The following is a 19,014-nucleotide window of genomic DNA, read 5'->3' on the forward strand; positions in this document are numbered from 1 at the left end:
CCAGCAGGCGGTCCCGCTCCGCGGCCGGCAGGCGCAGCACCTCCTCGAGGACGGCGCGGGCGATCCGTCCGGCCTCGTCCGGAGCCGCCGCGACCAGCAGGGCGGCCGGGCTGTCGTCGAAGCGGGCGACGCCGGCGGGCCGGCCGCGTGCGCCGGTGAGCGCGAGGCGGGCGAGCCGGAGGGCCTTGGGGGTCTCCCCCAGGAAGCGGTACGGGGGGCTGACGCCCACCCGGACGGTGACGGACCGCTCCAGCACGCGCAGGACCGCCTCATCGGCTCCCTGGCGTCGCAGGGCGACCACGCCGACGTGCAGGTCGGGCAGCAGGCGCCACGCGGACCGCAGGTGCTCGGCGGCGAGGCGGGCCTCGATCCCGGGCAGCGCCTCCCGTCCGGGGCCGGCGGGGCCGCGGCCGGAGCGGTGAACTACGCGGCGCTCGGGGACTCCTACGCGGCCGGGGCGGGGATTCCCGCACGGTCCGTGGGGCCGTGCCTGCGCTCCGACCACAACCACGGACACCTCGACGCCGCAGCCCTGCCCGCGTCCTCGGGCGACACGCTCGGCCGGCGGCTGGACGCGGCATCGGCCCGGCTCACCGAGGACCTGCGCCGACTGTCCGCCCGGGCCCCGCGCGCCCGGGTGCTGGTGGCCGGCTACCCGGCCTGTGCTCCCGGACGACCCGGCGACGTGCCTGGACAGGATGCCGGTCACCACGGGCGATCTGCGTTTCCTGCACTCCGTGATCGGCGGGCTCAACGCGGAGTCGGCCACGGCCGCTGCGGCGGCCGGCGCCGTGTACGTCGACACCCTCGGCCCGACCCGGGGCCACGACAGGTGCTCGGCGTCGCCTTGGATCGAGGGCCTGATGCCTGCCTCGCCCGCCGCGCCCCTGCACCCGAATGCGACGGGTGAACGCGCCATGGCCGAGGTGGTGTTGAAGGCGCTGAGCCGCTCGACCGGTGTCCTCTCCGCCCGCGCGGCCGCGGGCGGAGAGCTCCGGTGTCAGCGGCTGGCGAGGAGGGTGAGCGTGTCGATCACGCGGTTCGAGAAGCCCCACTCGTTGTCGTACCAGGCGACCACCTTGACGTGGCGGCCGTCGACGCGGGTGAGGGCCGAGTCGAAGATCGACGAGGCGGGGTTGCCCACGATGTCGGCCGACACGAGCGGGTCGTCCGAGTACTCCAGTACGCCGGCCAGGGGCCCCTGCGCCGCGGCGCGGTACGCCTCCAGCACCTCCTCGCGCGTGACGTCGCGCGCGACGGTCGTGTTGAGCTCGACGATCGAACCCACCGGGACCGGCACGCGGATCGAGTCGCCCGACAGCTTGCCGTCGAGGTTCGGCAGGACGAGGCCGATCGCCTTGGCGGCGCCCGTCGTGGTCGGCACGATGTTGACGGCGGCGGCCCGGGCGCGGCGGGGGTCGCGGTGCGGACCGTCCTGCAGGTTCTGCTCCTGCGTGTAGGCGTGGACCGTCGTCATGAAGCCGTGCTCGATGCCGGCGAGCTCGTCGAGTACGGCGGCCAGCGGCGCGAGCGCGTTCGTCGTGCACGAGGCGTTCGAGACGATCGTGTGCCGGTCCGGGTCGTAGGCGTCGGTGTTGACTCCGTACGCGAGCGTGACGTCGGCGCCGTCGGAGGGGGCGCTGACGAGGACCTTCTTCGCACCGGCCTTGAGGTGGGCGCGGGCGGCCTCGGCGGAGGTGAAGCGGCCGGTCGCCTCCAGCACGATGTCGACGCCGAGCTCGGCCCAGGGCAGCTGCTCCGGCTCCCGCTCCGCGAGCACCGTGATGCGGCGGCCGTCGACGACGAGGGCGTTGCCGTCGACCGTCACGGGGCGGCCGAGCCGGCCGGCCGTGCTGTCGTAGGCGAGCAGCCGGGCGAGCGCGGTGGGCTCGGAGAGGTCGTTGACGGCGACGACCTCGAGGTCGCTGTCGCGTTCGAGCAGCGCGCGCAGCACGTTGCGTCCGATGCGGCCGAATCCGTTGATGGCGATGCGAGTCATGAGCGGTGTCCCCTTCTGTTCGCCACCAGATTCGCGCCTGCCGACCGCCCCCGACAGTGGCGAGATTGCCACGGTTCGAAAGTATCTCGCCAGCTTGTCGATCACGCGGGGCTCGGCGGGCTATTCGCCCTGGGTGAAGGTGCGCCGGTACTCGGTCGGGGTGGTGCCGAGGATGCGCTGGAAGTGCAGCCGCAGGTTGGCGCCGGTGCCGAGGCCGACGTCGGCGGCGATCTGCTCGACGCTCCGCTCCGAGCGTTCGAGCAGTTCACGGGCCACGTCGACCCGGGCCCGCATGATCCACTGCATGGGGGTGTACCCCGTGTCCTGGGCGAACCTCCGCGAGAAGGTGCGCGGCGACACCGCCGCGTGCTGGGCGAGCGCTTCGAGGGTCAGGGGCTCGCCGAGCCGGTGCAGCGCCCACTCGCGGGTGGCGGCGAAGCGTTCGCCGAGCGGCTCGGGCACGCTGCGCGGCAGGTACTGCGCCTGGCCGCCGCTGCGGTACGGGGCCGCGACCAGGCGCCGGGCCGCATGGTTCGCCGCGGCCACGCCGAGGTCGCGGCGCAGGATGTGCAGGCACAGGTCGATGCCGGAGGCGGCGCCGGCGGAGGTCAGGACGCTGCCCTCGTCGATGAACAGGACGTTCTCGTCGAGCCGGACGAGCGGATGCCTCGCCACGAGCGCCCGGGCGTAGTGCCAGTGGGTCGTCGCGCGCTTGCCGTCGAGCAGGCCCGTGGCGGCGAGGGCGAAGGCGCCCGTCGAGATGGCGGCGAGCCGGGCGCCCCGCCCGTGGGCGGCGATCAGCGCGTCGACCACCTCCTGCGGCGGGTCGTCGCGGTCCGGGAACCGGTAGCCGGGGACGAAGACGATGTCGGCCCACTCCAGCGCGTCGAGCCCGTGGGTGACGTAGTACGACAGGCCGTCGCCGCCCGTCACGAGGCCCGGCGCCGCGCCGCACACCCGCACCTCGTACGGCATGCTCGCCCGGGTGCTGAAGACCTGCGCCGGAATGCCGACGTCGAGCGGCTTGGCACCCTCCAGGACGAGGACGGCGACACGGTGCAGGCGGGGGGCGGAGGCGGAGGCGGACACGTGACAGAGGGTACGCGGGGGTGCCGACGGCCTCGAAAACCCGTACGCGGCGGCGTGCGAGGCAGCGAAAACCCGTGTGCGCCGGCTCGGACGGCTCTGGGATCATCCCCGGATGGATCACGGTCTGGAATCCCTGGTCATCCGCCACACCCACCGCCTGCCCAGGCCCTCCGGGCCCGCCGGGCGGGGCGACGTCGCAGCGCGGCAGTTCGACGCCGCGCTGCTGACCGTCGGCTTCAAACTCTCGGCAGAGCTGCTGGAGCGCCTCTCCAGGCTGGACGGGGAATCGGTTCTTCATACGGCGTCGCGCACTCTGGACACCGTGCGCGCCATGGTCGGCGACCACGTCCGGCACAACGTCTGCTTCATCGACTTCCCCGCCAACGTGCCGGACACGTTCGACTTCTGGATGCAGTGCATCCGCGAGGCGCTCGCCGACGACGCCTCGCGCGCGGGCACGCTCGACCAGCTCCGGACCGGCGTCGTCGACCTGCTGACCCTCCCCTCGTACGGCACCTACCGGCACACGTACGCGCAGATGCTCGCCGCCCACGACGAGCTGATCGCCGCCGCAGGGGACCGCATCACCGTCCTGCACGCGGGCGGCACCGGGGACGAGGAGGCGACCGCCCTGTACCTGGCCCTGGCGGGCAGCTCCACACCGCTCGGCGAGGAGGGGCTGCGCGACCTCGGAGTGCTCGCCGGATACTGCGCCGACGGTCCTCAGCCCGAGGAGATACCGGTCCGGGAGAACCGCGCCGTGGTCAACCGCGCCCGACTCGCCGCCGGCGCCGACCTGCTGGTGGACACCGTCACCGACGTGCTCCGCCTGGCCTGCGCCCTGTCGGACGGGGACGTCACCCTCACGCAGCCGTCCCGGCTGCGCTCGATGTCCCGGCGGGTGCGCCGCGCGCTGCTCGCCGTACTCGACGCGCTCGTCGCCGCGGCCCCCGCCCAGCTCGCCGACGTCGCCGCACACCGCGAGGCGTTCAAGCGCCTCGGCGAGCGCCTCCACCCGCACGAGTACCCGCGCTGGCCGCACGCCGCGGAGGTCTTCGCCGTCGCCCGCGGTGAAAGGCGGGTCCCGACCCTCGGCGGCCGCGTCGAGGAACTGCTCGGCGCCGGCGACGCCGCGGGGGCGGCGCGGCTGCTGGCCGCAGCCGCGCCGGGGAGGCTGCTGCGCTCCCTGGACCGGCTGCTGCGGGCCTGCCCGGACCAGGACGCGCGCGACGCCGTCGTGGCTGCCGCCGAGGGGGCCGCCCCGCAGGTCTCGGGCCGGGTCCTGCTGTCGGTCCGTGAGCACTTCCACAACCGGACGCTCCGGACACGGACGCAGGAGGCGGAAGCGGGAGCGCACGCGGGAGCGGAGGCGGAAGAGGTGCAGCGCCGCGTCTTCGTCAACCGCCTGGGCCGCGCCTGGGTCACCGCCGACACCCGTGCGCCCGTACCCGCGCCCGAGGTCGAGCGCCTGATCGCAGCCCTGGACGCGGAGACCCGGCGCCGTCTGCCCGAGCCGGGGCACCTGCTGATCGACCCCGAGGTCCTCGACGTCGCCCTCCCGCTCAGCGGCAAGGCCACGGCCGCGGGTCTCGGCGTGCTGCCCCGCGGCTCGCTCTCCCCGGTCGACGGGGAACTCCTGCGGTTCTTCGTCCACTGGCAGCAGACCCGGGAGAGCACCGACTACGACCTGTCGGCGCTGATGCTGGACGCGTCGTACGCCACCGTGTGCTGGCTGTCGTACACCGCCCTCCAGGCGGTCGGCGGCGAGCACTCGGGCGACATCACCGACGCGCCCGGGCCCGACGGCGCCTCGGAGTTCATCAACCTGCGCCTGGACGCCGTGGGCGGTGACTTCATCGTCCCGCAGGTCAACATCTACTCCGGGGAGGGCTTCGAGGAGGCCGCCGAGTCCTTCTTCGGCTTCATGCTGCGCGACGCCGAGCAGCAGGGCCGGCCCTTCGAGCCGCGTACGGTGCGCATGAAGTCGGAGCTGCGGGGGCCGGGCAGGGTCGCCCTGCCGCTGGTGTTCCTGCGCGGGAGCGACGGCCGGTGGCGGGCCAAGTGGACGCATGTGTACCTGCGGGGCAGGCCGAGTGCCAACCGGGTCGAGGGGAACCGGGTGACGGTCGGCACGCTGGTGCGCGGCATCGTCGAGCACGACCACCTCACGGTGCGGTACCTGGCCGGCCTGCTGGCGGACCGCGCCCCGGCCACCACGTGGTGGGACGGTACGGAGCTCCCGGCCGGGCCCGTGACGTACATCGGCCTGGAGCGCCCGGAGGGGCTGCATCCGGATTCGGTGGTGGTCACGCCGGAAAACCTGCGTGCCCTGATCCCCCGCTGACTGTTACCGTGGGCCCGGCGAGGCCATGGGCGGACTTCCTTCTCAAAACCCTCGGGGCTTCCCCGATTTGAATTAGTCCCCCGCTTTCCTCGCCCTCGACGTCGAGCCGGGATGCGCAGTGCATCCCGGCTTCGTCATGTCGCCCTCGGCCTGCGGCCCGCGGCCGCGCGTCAGCCGGTCAGGTGCTCCAGGGCCACTGCGGCGTGCAGCGCGATGCCCGTGGCCATCGCGGCCTCGTCGAAGACGACGCGGTTGGAGTGGCAGTCGGCGGTGCCTTCCGCCGGAATGCCGGACGGGCGGGCTCCGAGGACCGCCATGGTGCCCGGAACGCGCTGCAGCACGTAGGAGAAGTCCTCCGCCCCCATGACCGGGTCCGGCAGGTCGAAGACGGCCCCGGGCCCGAGGAGCGCGGTGGCGGCCCGGTGGGCGGCGGCGGTGAAGTCCGGGTCGTTGAGCAGCGGCGGGTATCCCTCGACCAGGGTCACCTCCGCCTCGGCACCGTGTGCGGCCGCGATGTGGCGGGCGGTGCGTTCGATGCGGGTGCGCACCGCCTCGCGGGTGGCGGGGGTGAGGGTGCGGAAGGTGCCGTGGAGTTCGGCGGTCTCGGGGATGATGTTGGTGGTGGTGCCGGCCTCGATGCGGGCGATGGTGACCACCGCCGGGTCGAAGACGTCCACGCTGCGGGTGACCATCGTCTGCAGGGCCCCGACGATCGCGCAGGCCACCGGGATCGGGTCGAGGGCGCGGTGCGGGGCGGCGGCGTGGCCGCCGTGTCCCCGTACGGTGATGTGGATCTGGTCGGCGGCGGCGTACGTCGGGCCGGGCCGCAGGTGCACGGTGCCGGACTCGAAGCGGGTGGTGACGTGCATCGCGAAGGCGGCGTCCACGCCCTTGCCGTCCGCGGTGTCGAGGACGCCTTCGTCGATCATGTGCGCGGCGCCGCCGCCCTTCTCCTCGGCGGGCTGGAACATGAACACCACGCGCCCGGGCAGTTGGCTGCGTCGGGCCGCCAGCAGGCGGCAGGCGCCGACGAGCATCGAGGTGTGCAGGTCGTGCCCGCAGGCGTGCATGGCGCCGGGCAGCTGGGAGGCGTACTCCAGGCCGGTCTCCTCGCTCAGGGGCAGGGCGTCCATGTCGGCGCGCAGCAGGATCGTCGGGCCGGGGCGTGCGCCGTCCAGGGTGGCGGTGAGGGAGCTGAGGCGCCGGCCGGTGGTGAGGGTGAGCGGGAGTCCGGCGAGGGCGTCCAGGACCTGCTTCTGGGTCTGGGGCAGGTGCGCTCCCACCTCGGGGTGGCGGTGCACGGCGCGGCGTACGGCGATGATGTCCGGCAGCAGCGCGCGGGCCTCGCGCAGGAGTTCGGCCGGCTGCGTGGTCGTTTCGCCCTGGTCGGTCATCGGTGGCTCCCTCTGCGGCTGTCGGCGGCGTGCTCGATGTGGTGGAGGAGGATACGGGGGTGTCGTCGGGCCGGCCGGGGACGACGCCGGTCGTTCTCGGCGCGGGGCAGGGCCTGCGTCACCTCAGGCCTGGTCCGCCGGTGCGAGGGCGGCCAGCAGTTCGCGGCCCAGGCGCAGGTGGCGGTGGCCGTGTTCGAGGAGTGCCCCGGCCTCCCCGAGGGTCCGGGTCAGCAGGGCGCGGGCTTCTTCGGGGCGGGCTGCGGCGGTCAGGGCGCGGGCCTGTTCCAGCCGGGCGTAGATGGTGTGCGGGTGGTCGGAGCCCATGACGCGGGTACGGTCGGCCACGAGTGATTCCCACTCCGTGACGGCCTCGACGGTCCGGCCGGCCCGCGCGGCGAGCGCGGCGCGGCTGCTGCGGACGGCGAGGGTGTGCGGGTCGTCGGGGCCGAGGATGCGTTCGGCGTCGGCGAGCAGTTCGGTCAGCTCCCGCTCCGTCCGGGCGGGGTCGCCGGCGCCGTACCAGATCAGGCTCCGTCGGGTGGCCAGCACCTGGGGGTGCCGGGGGCCGTGGACGCGCAGCCGGTCGGTGAGCAGCCGGTCCAGCTGCCGTGCGGCCTCGGCCCTGGCACCGGCCTCCCCCGTGAAGTAGGCCAGCTGGTGCCGGGCGGCCAGGGTGTCCGGGTGGTCGGCGCCGAGAACCGCCGCCGCGTCCGCGGCCAGGGTCGCGAACCGGGCGGCCGCGGCGTGCGGGTTGCCGGCCTCGCCGGTGAAGTAGGCCAGCTGGTGGCGTGCGGCCAGGGTGTCCGGGTGGCGCGGGCCGAGCCGGTCCTCGCGCCGCCGGGTGATCCCGGCGAGCTCGGCTGCCGCCCGGCGCGGCCGGCCCGCGTCCCCGACCGTGATGGCGAGCAGGAAGTCCGCGCCCGCCACCCCGTTCAGCCGGGCTCGGGACAGCGCCTCGGCGGCCCGTCGCGGGCGGCCGTCCTGGTGGGCCTGGAGCCCGATGTCGTAGGTCTCGGCCGGCGTCACCCTGCCGATCAGGGCCTGCCACAGATGGTCCGGAACGGGTGCCAGGCCCGGCGCGTTGAGCAGGTAGTCGAAGGCCGCATAGCCCTGGCTGTAGTTGCCGATCAGCAGGCCGCTGGTGGCGTAGGCGGCCGTGCAGGCCCAGTCCATCGCCGCGTCGAAGGGTTCCGGCTGCAGGTCACCGCCGCCGCGGGCCGTCAGGTACGGCACGTGCAGCTCGCGCAGCCAATCCCGGCTGACCGGCCTGCGCAGTCCGGCCCGCCGGCAGTCCACGGCGGCGGCCACCACCGCCGCGCCGCGCGGATTGGCACCGGGAGCCCAGGCGTTCTGCCACGTGGCCAGCAACTCCGGTCCCGCCGCGAGGACTTCGGCGATCCCGAAGCGCTCCCCCGCCCGCAGTGCCGCGCCGATGCGCGGGTCCTGCCGGTGCGCCAGGGCCCGTCGGCGCTCCGGCACCGACCAGTGCCGGGCGAGCCGGACCACCACCGCCTGCTGGAGCACGTCCCGCTGGGTGCGCCAGGCGTCGCGGTCCGAGCCGGTCAGCCGGCTCTCCTCGCGGGCGTCGAAGCGGCGGAACTCCTGGGTGCGCATGGTGGCCAGCACCACCCGCCGTCCCGGCCGGCCCGCCGACAGCCCGGCCAGCATGGCGGCGGTCAGGCCGCCCGCGCCGAGGAAGTCCTCCAGGTCGTCCAGCCACAGCATGGAGCGCCGCCGACGCGCTGCCACGCGTAACGCCTCCGCAAGTGCCGCCCGGCTCAGCGGGCGGACGAAGGCGTGCCGGGGAAAGAGCCCGCGGGCCACCTCGTGCGCCAGCCGGGACTTGCCGGCCGTGGACTCCCCCACCAGCAGGACGAAACCGGCCCGGCCGAGTGCTTCGCGCAGCTGGGGCTCCGCATCACGGCGGATGTACGCGGGGGGCGCGTCCGGGATCCGGCTCCCGTCGGCGGGGTGGCCGTCCGCAGGGTGGGCGCCGGCCAGCTCGGGGCGGTCCACCTCGCGCAGCGAGGGGATCCGGCCCGAAGGCGTGCGCAGCAGTCCGCCCGCACCGCCCGTCGCGTGCGCGCCGTCCCGGCCTGCGTCGCCGGCGCGCTCCGGCTGCAGCCGCTCGGCGACCAGGCCGGACAGTGTGGTCACGGCGGCGCCGATGCCGGTGGCCCACGCCCCGCTGGTCCACAGCGAGGCCAGGGCCAGCGCCACCGCGCCGAGGCCCACCGCCCCGAGGTAGGCCGGCCAGCCGGGCGCGCGGCCGTTCCCCCGTACCAGCAACAGCGGCATGTCGCCCCCAGCACGTCCCGTGGCCTGCCGCCATTCTCACCCGTGCGCGCCGATTCGGTACCGGCTTGACCGGACGATCTCCGGCCGCGGGACCGGCCCGTGCCCCGGGCATGGTCCGGGGTCCTGGGACAACGGGCCTTGGGCCCGCGCCGCGGCAGGGTGGCGGTCGCCAGGCTGCGGCCCGGGTACTGGGGCGGTGCGGTTCATCGCCTTCATGACCCTGCCCGGGCTGGTCGTCGTGCTGACCCTGCTGGCCTTCGTCGACCAGCTGCTGCTGCGCGCGGGGCGGGCCGGAGCGCTGCCGTGGCGCAACGGCGCACGACAAGGGCAGGTGGCGGCAACCGGGTTCGAGCAGTTGCACGCGAGCCTTTCGCCCGGCAAGCAGAACGAGCTGAAGGAGCGGCAGTCTGCGCTGGTCATGCCGGACAACGAGGATGACGGTGCTCCGCCGAACAGGACGACGGTGGACCTGGCCGCAGGGACGGCGGTCGTACGGATGCCGCGCCCCGGGCTGTAGGAGCACCGCCGGGCTGTAGGAGCACCGCCGGCCGGAGGGTGCGACACGACCCGCACGTGCGGCAGTCCCCCGGTCACCGGCGCGCAGTGGCGCGCCGGAGCGGCTTGAACCTGCCATTGGTGTCACCTTCCAACCTTTCTCCGTCACAGCAACCGTTCACGGAGGAGAGAGCGATGAGTGACCTGACCGGCAAGGTGGCGCTGGTGACCGGCGGCAGCCGCGGGATCGGCGCGGCGACAGCCAGGCAGCTGGCGGGCGCGGGGGCGGCGGTTGCGCTGACCTACGTCCGGGCGGCGGACCAGGCGCGCGAGGTCGCCGAGCAGATCGAGGCGGACGGCGGCAGGGCCGTGGCCCTCCAGGCCGACCTGACGGAGCCGACTGCCGCGGCCGAGGCGGTGGAGCGGACGGTACGGGAACTGGGCCGCATCGACATCCTGGTGAACAACGCGGGCTTCCTCACTTACGGACCGCTGGAGGAGGTGTCCGCGGAGGAACTGGACCGGGTGCTCGCCGTGGACGTCCGCTCGGTCTTCCTGGCCTCCCAGGCCGCCGCGCGGCACATGGCCGACGGCGGGCGGATCATCAGCATCGGGTCGTGCTTCAACGGGCGCGTTCCCGGCTCGAACTTCGTCCTGCAGGCGACGGCCAAGTCCGCGCTGATAGGGCTGACCAAGGGACTTGCCCGGGAGCTGGGGCCGCGCGGCATCACCGCCACCGTCGTGGACCCCGGTCCGATCGACACCGACATGAACCCGGCCGACGGTGAGACCGCCGATCACCAGCGCTCCCTCACCGCCCTGGGAAGATACGGCCGGGCCGAGGACGTCGCCGACGCGGTGGCCTACCTGGCGGGTCCCGGCGGCCGCTACGTCACCGGCACCTCCCTCGCCGTCGACGGCGGGTACACCGCCTGACGGGGAGATGCCCCGCCCTGGTCGGACGGGGCATTTCCGCGACCAGGGCCCCGAATTTCCGATAATCCGAATTCCCGTGTTTGAAGTCCCGCGGACGGCGCATACGGATGGACATAGGGTTCATTCGCTCGCGAAGAGGTGCTCCATGGGCATCATCGGCTGGATTCTTCTGGGCCTGCTCGCCGGGATCATCGCCAAGGCCTTGATGCCGGGCCGGGACCCCGGCGGATGCATTCTGACGATATTGATCGGCATTGCCGGTGCCCTTCTGGGCGGATGGCTCGGGAAGGTCATTTTCGGCGTCGATTCCGTTGACGGGTTCTTCGAGCTCTCGACGTGGATCGCCGCAATCGTCGGTTCCCTCATCCTCCTGGCGATCTACCGTCTCGTGGCCGGCCGGAGGCGTTCGTGAAGTCCGCCATCGGACGGCTCGGAAGCAGGAGACGGGGTCGGCGGTGGCGCCGGCGGTGGGCGCCGCGGGCCGTCCGCCGCCGCATCCTGGTGCGGGCGACGACCTGGGGCATGCGGCTGATGGTGGCGGGCGCGCTGCTGGCGTTGCGCCATGGGCTGCGGGCCGGGGTCCGGGCCGCGGTGCCCCGCCGGCTCTCGCCGGGAAGCGGCCGTTGGCCATGACGAGGACAGCTGAGAGAGGAGGTCGCCATGAGTGCCGGTGAGAGGATCAAGGCAAAGGCCGAGATACTGGTCGGAATGACGGTGAGGAAGACGGCGCACGCCCTCGGCAACAAGACCACCGAGGCCAAGGGCAGCGCTCTGCAGGCCCGCGGAAAGGCCCGCGAAGTGAAGGAACGGGGAAAGAGCCACTTCAAGCACTGACCCGGCATCCGCAGCTGGCCCCGGCTCTCCCGGCCGGGGCCTCGGCCGTGGCCGCACGGACCCGGGCCGCCGGACGTCCGCCCCGGCCGCCGGCCGTCCGCCCTGGCGGCCCGCTCCGGCGCCGGCGCCCCAGGGCGCGCAGGCGCCTGCCGGCCGTGATTGGATCTTTGGATCTCGTGTTCCTCCGTCAGGAGGGCACGTTGATCGTGAAGTCCAGGAACGGAGAACGGGGAACATGCGCAAGACGGTTACCGGGGTGGCGCTGGTCGTTGCGGCGGCGCTGCTGACCGGTTGTGGGAGTGACGGCGGGAAGAAGGGCGGCGGCGGGGCGGACGGTGCGGGCGCGAAGGCGCCGGCAACCCAGAGCCCCACCGCCGCGGCCTCGGCCACGGGCAAGGCCCCGGCGGGCAAGGGCGGCGGCGACGCTGCGACCCACGAGGTGACGCTGGAGGTCACCGGTCAGGGCAGGACGCAGATCATGTACAACGCCGACACGAGCGGCTTCGACCAGCAGACCCTGCCCTGGACGAAGACGGAGACCGTGAAGCTCACCGGAGCGGAGCAGAAGGTGGGTTACCTGGTGACGGTCGTCCCGGGCTCGATCCAGGGCGCCGACGGAATGCTGCAGCAGGCCCCGTGCGTCATCAAGGTCGACGGCAAGCAGGTCGCCGACAACGACGGGGGGAAGAACCCCAAGGGCTGCTCGTACAAGATCAAGTAACGTCGCAGGACCGCCCGCATCCGCTGTGGGCGGCTGTCACCATCTGCCCCAGATGCTCAAGTGCCGTTACGATCCCAGCACTTGACGATGGCGAGGCGGCCATGGGCGAGCAGTTGGTGCGTACGGTCGAGGTGCCTTTGCAGGACGGTGGTGACGACACCATCCGGGTGCAGATCCGCGAGGTCGACGAATCCCTCGTCCGGGTCGGCCGCGGCGGCCGGGCGGTGACGCGGGCGGAGCGGACCTTCGGCCAGATGCTCGGCACCGTCCGCCCGGTGGCGGAGAGCTTCGTGGGGCGGTTCAGGCAGCTGGCCGACGCGCCGGACGAGATCACCCTGGAGTTCGGGCTCTCGCTGTCCGCCGAGGCGGACCTCGTCATCGCGAGCACCGCGACCGCGGCCAATTTCTCCGTAAGTCTGACGTGGAACAGGCCTGACACGGGCGGCACAGCTGTCGAGAATGCCCCGCAGAACGCGTGATGTCGGCAGGTGCCAATCATGAGTGACGGGGGTCGCGGTCGCAGGTGCACGGTCGCGGAGCGCGGACGAGGCGTTGGCCTCCGCGGTGGTCCGGATCAGGAGGCTTGACGGCACGGTCTGCGGTGCGGGTGCGCTGGTCGCCCCGGACCCGGTGCTGACCTACGCCCATGGGGTCTCGGACGCCCTCGGGCGCCCGCGCCACGATCCGGTCCCGGGGCCGGTCGAGGGCCTGGGACCGGTCCCGGGCCCGGTCGGGGACACCGTCACCGTCGATCTCCCCCTCGCCGCTCCAGCGGTCGCCGGAGCCGGCCCGTGGCCCGCCGAGGCTTGGGTCGCGATCCGGCCGGACCGCACCGGCGACATCGCCGTCCTGCGGCTGCGGGAGCCGGTGCCCGGGGCGCGTCCGCTTCCCGTGGCCGACCCGGCGGAGCTGTGGGAGCACGGGGCGCGGGCCGCGGGGTTCACGGGCGGCGAGCCCGGCGAGCTGTGGTTCCGGGGCCGGTTCAGCGGGCCGATGGCTGAGGGCTGGATCCAGCTCTCCCGGGCCGACGGCGAAGGCTCGTACGTGAAGCGGGGCTTCAGCGGCAGTCCCGTCTGGGACAACGAGCTGGGCGCGGTGGTCGGCCTCCTGGTCGCGGCGCAGCCGGAGCGGGAGGCCCAGCAGGCGTTCATGCTGCCCACCGGGACACTGCTGCGGGAGCTGCCCGAGCTCGCGTCGGTCCTGCTGCCGGCCACGCCCTTCCGCGGGCTGTCCGCGCTCCCGGAGCACGACGCGGACGTGTTCTTCGGCCGGGGCGACGACGTCGACAAGGTGCTCGCTGCGCTGCTGGGTGCCCACCCGGCCGTCACCGCGCTCGCCGAGGAGGTCCGGGCCAGCGCGGACTTCCTGGCGGGGCGCGCGGAGGTGCGGCACGACCTCGAGCGGTGGCAGCAGGCGGACGCCTCCCCGCCCTGCTGCCCGGCCGACGGCAGCTCGCGGCCCTCGAGGCCCGGCTGCGCGGTCTCGAGACGAATCTGACCGCGGAGCAGCGGGAATTCCTGGCACGGGCCCGCCGGCGCCGGCGGGCCCAGCGGGGGCAGCGGCGGGCCGGCTGGCTCGCGGGGGCGCTGATCCTGGCGCTGATCGCCGAGCTGGGCACCTTCCTCGTACAGCAATCTCGGGTGAGCGCGCAGCAGGCGGCCGAGGGGCGGTCGCGTACCCTCGCGATCCAGTCGGACGAGCTGACCAAGACCGTCTCAGGGGGCCGGCTGCAGCTGTTCCGCCTCGACCCCGCCCTGTGGGAGCGCCGCCTGTGCAAGGTCCTCGGCCGCGGACTCACCGCCGACGAACGCGGCAGCCTGCCGGCCGAGCTCTGCCCGGCGGCGCAGCGGCAGTGCACGGCGACCTCGTAGAGTCGGTGCGTGACAAAGGATGCGAACGCGAGTACGGGCCGACCGCTGTACGGGTGCATGGGCCTGGGCGGCACCTGGGGGCCCGAGCCCTACGGTGCCGCGGAGATCGCGGCGGCGGAGGCCGCGGTCACGGCGGCCCTGGAGATCGGGATCACCACCTTCGACCACGCGGACATCTACCGCCACGGGAAGTCCGAGGCGGTATTCGGTGAGCTCCTCGCCCGCGATGCCGGGCTGCGCGCCAGGATCACGCTCCAGACGAAGTGCGGGATCCGCCTGGCGGACGGGACCCACCCCGGCATGTACGACCTGCGCGGCAAGTCCGTGCTGCGGCGGGTCGAGGAGAGCCTGGTCCGGCTGCGCACCGACGTGATCGACGTCCTGCTGCTGCACCGCCCCGACCCGCTCGCCGACCCCGACGACGTCGCGGAGGCCCTGCACTCCCTGCACGCCCAGGGCCTGGTACGCCGCTTCGGTGTGTCCAACATGGGGGCGGTGCAGATCGCGGCGCTGCAGTCCCGGCTGGGGCTGCCGCTGGTGGCCAACCAGCTGGAGATGAGCCTGCACAAGCGTGACTGGGTCGAGGCCGGCGTCCTGCTGAACACCCCCGAGGGGGCTGCGGGCGGCTTCCCCCACGGCACTCTGGAGCACTGCCGCGACCAGGACATCCAGGTGCAGGCCTGGGGCGCGCTGGCACAGGGCCGGTTCACGGGCCGGCCCACGACCCCGCAGGATCAGTCGGCCGCGGAGCTGCTCGCGGCGCTGGCCGAGCGCAAGCAGGTGGCTCCGGAAACGGTGCTGCTGTGGTGGCTCCAGCGGCACCCGGCCGGGATCGCGCCGGTGATCGGCACCTCGGATCCGGGGCGGATCCGGGCCTGCCGGGACGCGGTCGGCCGGCCGCCGGAGCTCGACCACGAGGAGTGGTACGCCCTGTGGGTGGCCGCGCGCGGCAAGCCGCTGCCTTAGGACACGGAGGTGGGCGACGCAGACCGGCCCTCGGCGTGACACCGGCGTCAGGAGGTCGCGGCGGCTCGGTCGGACTCGCTGCGAAGAACGCAGAATTCGTTGCCTTCGGGATCAGCGAGGACCGCCCAGCCGGAGCCATCGGGATTCCGGTGATCGGCGACGAAGGTGGCACCGAGAGCCAGCAGTCGGTCCACCTCCTGCTCGCGCGAGGTCTCCGGGCGCAGGCACAGATGGATCCGGTTCTTGACCATCTTGGCCTCGGGCACCTGGTTGAAGTACAGGACCGGGCCCTCCGCCATCAGTACCTGGACCTCCGGATCACCCGGCTTGTCCTCCGGATGCAGCGGACTGCCGGTCGCCCTGCTCCAGAACCGGGCCAGCTCGTAGGGGTCCGCACAGTCGATCGCCACGTTCTGCACCACCGAAACCATGCGCCCGAGTCTTCCTGACATCCGTTCCGCAGGCCAGCGAGTCGGGCTCGCCGGCCTGCGCACACGGCTGCGGCACGCCCTGGCACGCGGCCGGGTCCGCAGGGAACCCGGCCGCGATGCGGGCGTTCAAGAAGCCGCTAGCGCTTGACCCTCGGCACGATCTCGGTGTGCGCGGTGGACTTGTCGTTGTCCTTGTTCGGGTCCGCGTCGTCGCCGAACACGGTGGCCGTGTTCCTCACCTTGGTCGGCTGGGAGACCTCCGCGGCGGTACCGGTCACCTCGATCTCCGCCTCCTCGCCCACCGCCAGCGGACCGCCCGTGCAAGACAGGTGGCCGTCGGTGATCTCGCAGCCCTCCGTCTGTGTGGTGGGCGAGAGGATCTTCGCCGGGAGGTCGTCGGTCAGGGACCAGCCGGAGGAGTCCCCGGCCTCCTCACCCTTGCCCTTGTCCTTCTTGTCCTTGCCCTTGTCCTTGCCCTTCTCGTCCTTGCCCTTCTCGTCCTTGCCCTTGTCCTTCTCGCCGTCCGGCCCTTCGTTCCTCACGGTGATGTGGTACGTGACCGTGTCGCCCGCCGTGACGCGCTCAGGGCCCTCCTTCCGTACCGACAGGTCGGCAGACGAGTCGAGGAAGCAGGAGGTGGCGTCGAGGTTCACCAACTCGGTGTCGGGCGGGGTAGGGGTGTCCTGCGTCGACAGGAGGGTGAACTCGGGGGTGGAGCCAGTCGCGTTGTGGACCCGCACCCGGAAGAGCCCTCCGGCGTTGCGGAAGAATCCGAGATCGCCGTTGCCGTAGACGAAGGCTCCGCCGAAGTCCGAGCCTCCCGGAAGAACACCCGGGAAGACGTCCAGGCTCCCGTTGGCGAAGTCGATCCGCGCGATGGCGCCGTCCTCGGTCGCGCCCCACAGGAATCCGTTCCGGAAGGCGATGTCGAAGATGTTGAGTGCCGGGTCCTCCAGCCCCTGGACGGGGAAGACACCGCTGACCGTGTGGGTGGTCACGTCGATCCGGAAGATTTCCGCCGAGTCGTCGGCCAGAACGTAGTAGTTGCCCTCGTCGTCGAACGTGCCCGAGATGTAGAGGGCGGACGGCAGGCCCTCGATTGCACCGAGGTCGGTGAAGCCTCCCTTGCCGTCGAAGCGGACCAGGTCGTTGGTCGGGGTGCCGAACGTGGTCCCGTACAGGAAGCGGTCCTGCGGGTTCACGCCGATGGCGTTGTAGAGGAACGGTGGGGGGGTGCCGAGCGGTGTGAACTGGACGGTGCCGGGCCCCCGGTCGGCGGTGTAGAGCTGGTCCGCGCCCTCCTGGTCACCGAACGAGACGTAGACCTGGCCGTTACAGGCAACCCCCTTCCCACCGGAGGTCGGCTGATGTGCGACGGCGGCCGCGGGGACCGGGACCGGGCTGGCACCGGCCGGCGACGCCGGCAGTGCGGAAGCGAGGCCGGCGACGATCCCCATCGCGCCCAGCGTCGAAAGCGCGCGCAGCCGCCGCTTTCCGTGGTTCGACCTGTTGGTTCCTCGACTCACGAACATGCACCTTTCATTGCTGAGGGCAGAGGGGACCCCGTGAGGGCAGCCCCTTCACGTGTCGGGTTGCGACCGACACAGATCAGCACAAAAGGAGATGGATCGGACATCTCGGCTGGCGCTTCGGAACGGAGTTCGCTCCAATGCACCACCAGAATGATCTTGTGATGAAGTGCGGCGGGGCGCGTGGAAATCGCCGCCCAACGGCTTGACGCTCAGCCGATTTTGCGGATCGCCTGATCGTACGATCCGCCTTTGCCTCCGGCGGTCAGCCCCAGAGGCCCGGGGTGATGCGGACCGTCGTGGTGGCCTGGCGGTGGGAGCTCAGGCCGTGGGCGACGTACGTGTAGGTGCCGGAGTGGGTGTTCGACACCAGGTCGGTGCTGAACTCGCCGTTCTTGTCGGCGGTGAAGACGTTGCCGCCCGTGTCCTCGAAGCCGCGTGTCAGGCGGACCTTCTCACCGGGCTTGAAGTTGGACCCGTGGAAGGCGCACGCGTGGCCCGAGGCGTGGCTGCCGCACCCGGTGAGCCGGGCCGGACCCTTCGGGACCCAGATCGGGGGCACCGTGGGCGTCTTGATCGGCGGGCTGGGGACCGGGTTCTTGGGGCCGGGGTTCTGAGGACCGGGGTTCTGGGGGCCGTTGGCGCCCGGGCCGGGGTTGCTCGGAGCGGTGCTGTCGTCCACGGTCATCCGGCAGCCGGCCACGGTCAGGACGGCGGCCGCGACGCCGGCCGCGATCGTGGCCCTGACGGTGCGCCGCACGGTGTTCCCGGCCATGGTGGTCTCCTTCGGGTTGTGTTCCCTGGGGTGCATGCCGACCACGGTGGCCCCCGTAGAGGTTCCGGGGCATCCGTACTGCCACTGAACCGCGGTACGTATCCGGGGCCGGGGTCCGGCACCCCCCGGCTGCGGGATACTGCCGGGGTGGGAAGCGAATTCGTCGGTCGGGCGGCGGAGTTGGCGGTTCTGGCCGAGCGGTTCGAAGCGGCTGCGCGGGGCTCCGGGTCCGTGGTGCTGCTCGCCGGACCGGCCGGCATCGGCAAGAGCACGCTGGCGGCCGAGGCACTGCACCGCCATGCCGCTCCGGCGGGGTTCACCGTCGTACGGGGCCACTGCCCGAGGGATGCGGTGGCGCCGCCGCTGTGGCCCTGGCAGCGCGCGCTGCGCCTTGCGGGGGCGGTCGGGGCTCGGGAGGAGACGGGAGTCGCGGCAGCGGCGGGGCAGGCGTGGAGTGCGACGGTGCCGGCCGATGCGGCGGCGGTCCGGTTCCTGGAGCTGGCCCGGATGAGCGGTGCGCTGGCCGCCGCGGCCGCCGAACGCCCCTTGGCCGTCCTGCTGGAGGACCTGCACTGGGCCGACGCGGCCAGTCTCGACCTGCTGCGGCACCTCGCCGGCGAGGTGGCCGAGTCCGGGCTGCTCGTCCTCGGCACCTTCCGCGAACCGGTGCCCGAGGAGACCGCCGGACTCCTCGCGGACCTGGGCCGCTACGGGGCGGTCACCCTGCGCCTGGCGTCCTTCACGCGGGACGAGGTCGCACGGTGCGTCGGCGAGGCGGACGCGGCGGAGTCGTACCGGCGCACGGGCGGGCTGCCGCTGCTCGTCACCGCGCTGGGCACGCACTCCGGCAGCCTCGCCACCGCGGTCAGCGGTCTGCTGGCCGGGCTCACCGCCGAACAGCGCGAGGTCGTGCGGGCCGCGGCCGTACTCGGCGGGCAGCTGGACGCCGACCGGCTGGCCGCGGTCCTGCCGCAGCCGGGCGAGGCGGCCGTCGCGCAGGCGCTGGAGGCGGCCTGGCACGCCGGGGTCCTCACCGCGGCCCGCACCACGGCGGCATTGACCACGACCACCACCCCGGCCACCCCCGCACGGTCCCCCGCTGCCGGGCGCACCTACCGCTTCACCCACGACCTGGTACGCGACGAGGTGCTCGGCCGGACCACCCCCGCGACCGCCCGCGCCCTGCACCGCGCCGCCGCGCGGGCACTGGAGCGGTCCGGGGAGCGGGTCGAGGCGGCCCGGATCGCGGCCCACTGGCGGCAGTCCGGGCCGGAGCCCGAACACCGGGCCGCCGCCGCGCACTGGTCCCGGATCGCCGCGGACCTCGCCCGC

At 73.4% G+C, this 19,014-nt stretch carries 18 protein-coding genes and 1 pseudogene; 11 read left to right on the forward strand and 8 right to left on the reverse strand.

Annotation, left to right across the window (positions count from 1 at the left end; genetic code table 11):
* From AB0F11_RS34210 to AB0F11_RS34220, 3 genes and pseudogenes are all read right to left on the reverse strand, one after another.
* Positions 1-919 (reverse strand): annotated as a pseudogene (locus AB0F11_RS34210) (hypothetical protein); the annotation flags it as partial.
* 81 nt (positions 920-1,000) lie between these two features.
* Positions 1,001-1,999 carry a type I glyceraldehyde-3-phosphate dehydrogenase gene (gap, locus tag AB0F11_RS34215; protein WP_362182469.1) on the reverse strand — a complete coding sequence of 333 codons (999 nt, stop codon included), beginning with the start codon at positions 1,997-1,999 and terminating at the stop codon, positions 1,001-1,003.
* A gap of 120 nt (positions 2,000-2,119) precedes the next feature.
* Complete coding sequence (locus AB0F11_RS34220) at positions 2,120-3,088, reverse strand: helix-turn-helix domain-containing protein (protein ID WP_362182471.1); 969 nt, start codon at positions 3,086-3,088, stop codon at positions 2,120-2,122.
* Between the two features lie 112 nt (positions 3,089-3,200).
* Between AB0F11_RS34220 and AB0F11_RS34225 the strand changes: the two genes are divergently transcribed.
* The gene (locus AB0F11_RS34225; RefSeq protein WP_362182474.1) at positions 3,201-5,432 is read left to right on the forward strand and encodes a hypothetical protein; all 2,232 of its coding nucleotides are present in this window, start codon (positions 3,201-3,203) and stop codon (positions 5,430-5,432) included.
* A gap of 170 nt (positions 5,433-5,602) precedes the next feature.
* Here the strand turns inward: AB0F11_RS34225 and AB0F11_RS34230 are convergent, their stop codons facing one another.
* On the reverse strand, positions 5,603-6,826 hold the full coding sequence (locus tag AB0F11_RS34230; RefSeq protein ID WP_362182477.1) for a M20 family metallopeptidase: 1,224 nt from the start codon (positions 6,824-6,826) through the stop codon (positions 5,603-5,605).
* Positions 6,827-6,949: 123 nt separating this feature from the next.
* Positions 6,950-9,124, reverse strand: coding sequence for a tetratricopeptide repeat protein (locus tag AB0F11_RS34235; protein WP_362182480.1), 2,175 nt, complete (start codon positions 9,122-9,124; stop codon positions 6,950-6,952).
* 196 nt (positions 9,125-9,320) lie between these two features.
* On the opposite strand from AB0F11_RS34235, the gene AB0F11_RS34240 reads away from it, so the two are divergent.
* From AB0F11_RS34240 to AB0F11_RS34280, 9 genes are all read left to right on the forward strand, one after another.
* On the forward strand, positions 9,321-9,641 hold the full coding sequence (locus AB0F11_RS34240; protein WP_362182483.1) for a DUF6191 domain-containing protein: 321 nt from the start codon (positions 9,321-9,323) through the stop codon (positions 9,639-9,641).
* A 173-nt stretch (positions 9,642-9,814) separates the two neighbouring features.
* Positions 9,815-10,555, forward strand: coding sequence for an SDR family oxidoreductase (locus AB0F11_RS34245; RefSeq protein WP_362182486.1), 741 nt, complete (start codon positions 9,815-9,817; stop codon positions 10,553-10,555).
* Between the two features lie 145 nt (positions 10,556-10,700).
* Positions 10,701-10,967, forward strand: coding sequence for a GlsB/YeaQ/YmgE family stress response membrane protein (locus AB0F11_RS34250; RefSeq protein ID WP_362182489.1), 267 nt, complete (start codon positions 10,701-10,703; stop codon positions 10,965-10,967).
* Positions 10,968-11,215: 248 nt separating this feature from the next.
* Positions 11,216-11,389: a hypothetical protein gene (locus AB0F11_RS34255; RefSeq protein WP_362182491.1), complete on the forward strand. Its 174-nt coding sequence runs from the start codon at positions 11,216-11,218 to the stop codon at positions 11,387-11,389.
* Between the two features lie 235 nt (positions 11,390-11,624).
* Positions 11,625-12,110 carry a hypothetical protein gene (locus AB0F11_RS34260; protein WP_362182494.1) on the forward strand — a complete coding sequence of 162 codons (486 nt, stop codon included), beginning with the start codon at positions 11,625-11,627 and terminating at the stop codon, positions 12,108-12,110.
* 101 nt (positions 12,111-12,211) lie between these two features.
* Positions 12,212-12,589, forward strand: a complete 378-nt coding sequence (locus tag AB0F11_RS34265) for a CU044_2847 family protein (RefSeq protein WP_362182497.1) — start codon at positions 12,212-12,214, stop codon at positions 12,587-12,589.
* 22 nt (positions 12,590-12,611) lie between these two features.
* A complete protein-coding gene (locus AB0F11_RS34270; protein ID WP_362182499.1) occupies positions 12,612-13,607 on the forward strand; it encodes a serine protease in 996 nt (331 codons plus the stop codon).
* Complete coding sequence (locus AB0F11_RS34275; protein WP_362182502.1) at positions 13,514-13,981, forward strand: hypothetical protein; 468 nt, start codon at positions 13,514-13,516, stop codon at positions 13,979-13,981. The genes AB0F11_RS34270 and AB0F11_RS34275 overlap by 94 nt, the downstream gene beginning before the upstream one ends.
* Before the next feature lie 9 nt (positions 13,982-13,990).
* Complete coding sequence (locus tag AB0F11_RS34280) at positions 13,991-14,947, forward strand: aldo/keto reductase (protein WP_362182505.1); 957 nt, start codon at positions 13,991-13,993, stop codon at positions 14,945-14,947.
* A 47-nt stretch (positions 14,948-14,994) separates the two neighbouring features.
* Here the strand turns inward: AB0F11_RS34280 and AB0F11_RS34285 are convergent, their stop codons facing one another.
* From AB0F11_RS34285 to AB0F11_RS34295, 3 genes are all read right to left on the reverse strand, one after another.
* The gene (locus tag AB0F11_RS34285; RefSeq protein ID WP_362182508.1) at positions 14,995-15,378 is read right to left on the reverse strand and encodes a VOC family protein; all 384 of its coding nucleotides are present in this window, start codon (positions 15,376-15,378) and stop codon (positions 14,995-14,997) included.
* Between the two features lie 137 nt (positions 15,379-15,515).
* The gene (locus tag AB0F11_RS34290) at positions 15,516-16,904 is read right to left on the reverse strand and encodes a DUF11 domain-containing protein (RefSeq protein ID WP_362182511.1); all 1,389 of its coding nucleotides are present in this window, start codon (positions 16,902-16,904) and stop codon (positions 15,516-15,518) included.
* 268 nt (positions 16,905-17,172) lie between these two features.
* Positions 17,173-17,718, reverse strand: coding sequence for a hypothetical protein (locus tag AB0F11_RS34295; RefSeq protein WP_362182514.1), 546 nt, complete (start codon positions 17,716-17,718; stop codon positions 17,173-17,175).
* 111 nt (positions 17,719-17,829) lie between these two features.
* Here AB0F11_RS34295 and AB0F11_RS34300 point away from each other — a divergent pair.
* Positions 17,830-19,014, forward strand: a 1,185-nt coding sequence (locus AB0F11_RS34300) for an AAA family ATPase (RefSeq protein WP_362182516.1), incomplete at its 3' end; no start/stop codon positions are given.

Source organism: Streptomyces sp. NPDC032472, from assembly GCF_040636955.1.
In the GTDB taxonomy this organism is placed as follows: domain Bacteria; phylum Actinomycetota; class Actinomycetes; order Streptomycetales; family Streptomycetaceae; genus Streptomyces.

Bases quoted from the DNA above. Each gene is read 5' to 3' on its own strand.
- AB0F11_RS34230 (WP_362182477.1), bottom strand. From the start codon at position 6,826: ATGACCGACCAGGGCGAAACGACCACGCAGCCGGCCGAACTCCTGCGC.
- AB0F11_RS34235 (WP_362182480.1), bottom strand. From the start codon at position 9,124: ATGCCGCTGTTGCTGGTACGGGGGAACGGCCGCGCGCCCGGCTGGCCG.
- AB0F11_RS34260 (WP_362182494.1), top strand. From the start codon at position 11,625: ATGCGCAAGACGGTTACCGGGGTGGCGCTGGTCGTTGCGGCGGCGCTG.
- AB0F11_RS34245 (WP_362182486.1), top strand. From the start codon at position 9,815: ATGAGTGACCTGACCGGCAAGGTGGCGCTGGTGACCGGCGGCAGCCGC.
- AB0F11_RS34295 (WP_362182514.1), bottom strand. From the start codon at position 17,718: ATGCACCCCAGGGAACACAACCCGAAGGAGACCACCATGGCCGGGAAC.
- gap (WP_362182469.1), bottom strand. From the start codon at position 1,999: ATGACTCGCATCGCCATCAACGGATTCGGCCGCATCGGACGCAACGTG.
- AB0F11_RS34285 (WP_362182508.1), bottom strand. From the start codon at position 15,378: ATGGTTTCGGTGGTGCAGAACGTGGCGATCGACTGTGCGGACCCCTAC.
- AB0F11_RS34225 (WP_362182474.1), top strand. From the start codon at position 3,201: ATGGATCACGGTCTGGAATCCCTGGTCATCCGCCACACCCACCGCCTG.
- AB0F11_RS34265 (WP_362182497.1), top strand. From the start codon at position 12,212: ATGGGCGAGCAGTTGGTGCGTACGGTCGAGGTGCCTTTGCAGGACGGT.
- AB0F11_RS34255 (WP_362182491.1), top strand. From the start codon at position 11,216: ATGAGTGCCGGTGAGAGGATCAAGGCAAAGGCCGAGATACTGGTCGGA.
- AB0F11_RS34250 (WP_362182489.1), top strand. From the start codon at position 10,701: ATGGGCATCATCGGCTGGATTCTTCTGGGCCTGCTCGCCGGGATCATC.